General features: G+C 69.1%; 4 protein-coding genes. 1 reads left to right on the top strand and 3 read right to left on the bottom strand.

Features of this window, described 5'->3' with window-relative positions:
• Positions 1-1,923 (top strand): DEAD/DEAH box helicase (locus tag ACOADB_RS16255; protein WP_378600619.1); only part of this gene is annotated, 1,923 nt, incomplete at its 5' end.
• A 2-nt stretch (positions 1,924-1,925) separates the two neighbouring features.
• On the opposite strand, the gene ACOADB_RS16250 is transcribed toward ACOADB_RS16255, so the two are convergent.
• From ACOADB_RS16250 to atpD, 3 genes are all read right to left on the bottom strand, one after another.
• Entirely contained in the window at positions 1,926-2,369 is a 444-nt protein-coding gene (locus tag ACOADB_RS16250; RefSeq protein ID WP_182380300.1) for a DUF2550 domain-containing protein, read from the bottom strand.
• A 7-nt stretch (positions 2,370-2,376) separates the two neighbouring features.
• Positions 2,377-2,784, bottom strand: coding sequence for a F0F1 ATP synthase subunit epsilon (locus ACOADB_RS16245; protein ID WP_378600617.1), 408 nt, complete (start codon positions 2,782-2,784; stop codon positions 2,377-2,379).
• A gap of 2 nt (positions 2,785-2,786) precedes the next feature.
• Positions 2,787-3,603, bottom strand: an 817-nt coding sequence (gene atpD, locus ACOADB_RS16240) for a F0F1 ATP synthase subunit beta (RefSeq protein ID WP_378600615.1), incomplete at its 5' end; no start/stop codon positions are given.

Genomic DNA, 3,603 nt, shown 5'->3' with positions numbered 1-3,603 from the left:
CCCCGGGACCTGCTGGCGCGGACCTCGGCCACCGACGGCGAAGCGCTCGCACTGGCCATCCATGAGCTCCCCCACCTCCGCACGATCGACGGCGTCGAGGTGGTCGAGGAGGAGCGACCCGACTTCCGCGAGGCCGACATCGCCCCGGACATCCAGTTCACGCTCGCCGAGCCCGAGCCGGACGCCGCGGTGACCGACTGGTTCGACCTCGCCGTCACGGTCAGCGTCGACGGCGAGCCGATCCCGCTGCCCGACGTGCTGGCCGCCCTCACCCTCGGGCAGGAATTCCTGGTCCTGCCCAGCGGGCTCTACGTCACCGCGGACCGGCCGGAGTTCGACCGACTGCGCGAGGTCGTCGAGGCGGCGGCCGAGCTCCGCGAGCGCGACGGCAACCACATCGGCATCGGCCACCACGACCTCGGTCTGTGGGCCCAGCTCGCGGAGGCCGGGATCGTCGACAGCCAGGTCGCGGCGTGGGTGGAACGGGCCCAGGCGCTCCGCGACCTGACCGACATCCCCCAGCCCGAACCACGCGGCCTGGTCACCGACCTCCGCAGCTACCAGCGCGAGGGCTTCTGGTGGCTGGCGTTCCTGTGGCAGCACGGCCTCGGCGGCATCCTCGCCGACGACATGGGCCTCGGGAAGACGCTCCAGGTCCTGGCCCTGATCACCCACGCCCGCGCCGAGCGGCCCGAGGAGGGACCCTTCCTCGTCGTCGCTCCGACGAGCGTCGTCACGGCGTGGGCCAGCGAGGTCGCCCGGCACGCGCCCGGCCTGCGCGTCGGCGTGGTCGGTCGTCGTACCGATGACATCGCGGCGATCGCCCGCGACAACGACATCGTGGTGACGACGTACACGCTGCTGCGCCTGGGGCACACCCACTACAGCGACGTGGCCTGGTCCGGCCTGGTCCTCGACGAGGCGCAGCAGGTGAAGAACCACCAGAGCAAGACCTACTCCGCGGTGCGCACGATCGACGCGCCCTTCAAGCTGGCCGTGACAGGCACACCGTTCGAGAACCGCCTGATGGAGCTGTGGTCGTTGCTGTCGATCACCGTGCCCGGGCTCTACCCGTGGCCGCGCCAGTTCGCCGACCGCGTCGCCCGGCCGGTCGAGAAGAACGGTGACAAGGCCGTCCTCGACCGGTTCCGCGCGCGGATCAAGCCCTTCCTGCTGCGGCGGACCAAGGAGCTGGTGGCGGCCGACCTGCCGCCGAAGCAGGAGCAGGTCCTCGCCGTCGACCTCGAGGCGAAGCACCGCAAGATCTACGACACGCACCTGGCCCGCGAGCGGCAGCGCATCCTCGGCCTCGTCGACGACTTCGACCGGAACCGGGTGGCGATCTTCAGCGCGCTGACCACCCTGCGCCAACTGGCGCTCGACCCGGCCCTGGTCGACGTCGAGCACGAGAAGGTCGGCTCCGCGAAGCTCGACGTCCTCGTGGACCACCTGCTCGAGCTCACCGCCGAAGGCCACCGGGCGCTGGTCTTCAGCCAGTTCACGTCGTTCCTCACCCGGGTGCGGTCACGACTCGACGACGCCGGGATCGCCGCGACCTACCTCGACGGCCGGACCCGCGACCGCGGCGCCGTCATCGAGGACTTCCGCTCGGGCGCAGCACCCGTCTTCCTGATCTCCCTCAAGGCCGGCGGCGTCGGCCTCACCCTCACCGAGGCCGACTACGTGTTCGTGCTCGACCCGTGGTGGAACCCCGCCGCCGAGGCCCAGGCCGTCGACCGCGCACACAGGATCGGGCAGACCCGCCACGTCCACGTCTACCGGCTGGTCGCCAACGACACCATCGAGGAGAAGGTGATGGAGCTGAAGGCCCGCAAGGCCGAGCTCTTCGCCCAGGTCATCGACGGCGACGGCGCGATGAGCACCTCGATCGGGGCCGACGACATCCGGGGACTCTTCGAGTAGTCCTACCGCCGGTTCCAGTCGGTCCCGGGCGGCATCGCCTCGAGCCACGCCTGGAAGCCGGTGAGCGACGAGATGCTCATCGCCAGCTCGACCAGGCCGTCGGAGGACTGACAGCCGATCACGAGGTGATCGGGGTACAGCGAGGCCTGCTCGGCGCCGAGCGGCGTGCGCTGGCCGTCGTACGACAGGTCGTCACGGTTCCAGGACCGCTTCGGGCGCGGGGAGAGCGTGAAGACACGGAACCACTCGAGGGTCTCGCCGGAATAGCGGCCCAGGCCCAGCACCCAGCCCCGCTCGGGGACATCGGTGCGGTACCGGTGGCTCAGCTCGAAGGTGCCGCCGTGACGGGAAAGAAGACGGCGCCGGACGATGAGTCCGGCGCCGTACAGCACGCACAGGAGCAGCAGACCACCCGAGATGTCGAGGAGCAGCTCCCACCAAGCCATCTGCGTACTACGAAACCTTCTCTGCAGCGCGAATACGCGCCTCGGCGTGGCGCACCCGCTGCTCGGCCTCATTGTTCGAGTTGAGCAGGCGCTGGGCCTCCTCGAGCTCGATCCGGGCCTGGTCCAGGTGGATCTCCTCGGCCCGCTCGACCCGCTCGGCGAGGATCGAGACGCGGTCGTTGGCGACCGAGAGGAACCCGCCGTCAACAGCAACGACCAGCAGGTCGTCGCTGTTGGCGATCTGGATCTCGACCACCGAAGCCGACAACAGCGACAGCGTGGGCGCGTGGCCACGCAGCACACCGATGTCACCCTCGAGCGTGCGCGCGATGATCATCGACGCCTCGCCGGACCACACGGTCCGGTCAGCGGCGACGAGCTCGACGTGCAGGTGCTCGACTGTGGACTCCGCCATGATCAGAGGCTCTTCTGGATCTCGGCCCAGTTGCGCTCGACGTCGTCCAGACCGCCGCACATGAAGAAGGCCTGCTCGGCAACGTGGTCGTAGTCGCCGTCAGCGATCTTGTTGAACGCGTCGATGGTGTCGCCGATCGTCACGGTCGAACCCTCGATGCCGGTGAACTGCTTGGCAACGTAGGTGTTCTGCGACAGGAAGCGCTGGATACGACGGGCGCGGGACACGATGACCCGGTCCTCCTCGGACAGCTCGTCCACACCGAGGATGGCGATGATGTCCTGGAGCTCCTTGTTGCGCTGCAGGATCTGCTTGATGCGGATCGCGCAGTCGTAGTGCGCCTGACCGATGTACTGCGGGTCGAGGATCCGCGAGGTCGAGGTCAGCGGGTCGACGGCCGGGTAGATGCCCTGCGACGCGATGTCACGGGACAGCTCGGTCGTCGCGTCGAGGTGCGCGAACGTCGCGGCCGGCGCGGGGTCGGTGTAGTCGTCCGCGGGGACGTAGATCGCCTGCATCGAGGTGATCGAGTGGCCACGCGTCGAGGTGATCCGCTCCTGGAGCGTGCCCATCTCGTCGGCGAGGTTCGGCTGGTAACCCACTGCGGACGGCATCCGGCCGAGCAGCGTGGAGACCTCGGAACCGGCCTGCGTGAACCGGAAGATGTTGTCGATGAAGAGCAGCACGTCCTGCTTCTGCACGTCGCGGAAGTACTCCGCCATCGTCAGGGCCGACAGCGCGACGCGAAGACGCGTGCCCGGCGGCTCGTCCATCTGGCCGAAGACCAGGGCGACCTTGTCGAAGACGCCGGCCTCCTGC

This window comes from Nocardioides sp. CPCC 206348 (assembly GCF_048654705.1).
GTDB lineage: Bacteria > Actinomycetota > Actinomycetes > Propionibacteriales > Nocardioidaceae > Nocardioides.
This window is presented reverse-complemented; position numbering and strand designations above follow the sequence as displayed.

Bases quoted from the DNA above. Each gene is read 5' to 3' on its own strand.
- ACOADB_RS16245 (WP_378600617.1), bottom strand. From the start codon at position 2,784: ATGGCGGAGTCCACAGTCGAGCACCTGCACGTCGAGCTCGTCGCCGCT.
- ACOADB_RS16250 (WP_182380300.1), bottom strand. From the start codon at position 2,369: ATGGCTTGGTGGGAGCTGCTCCTCGACATCTCGGGTGGTCTGCTGCTC.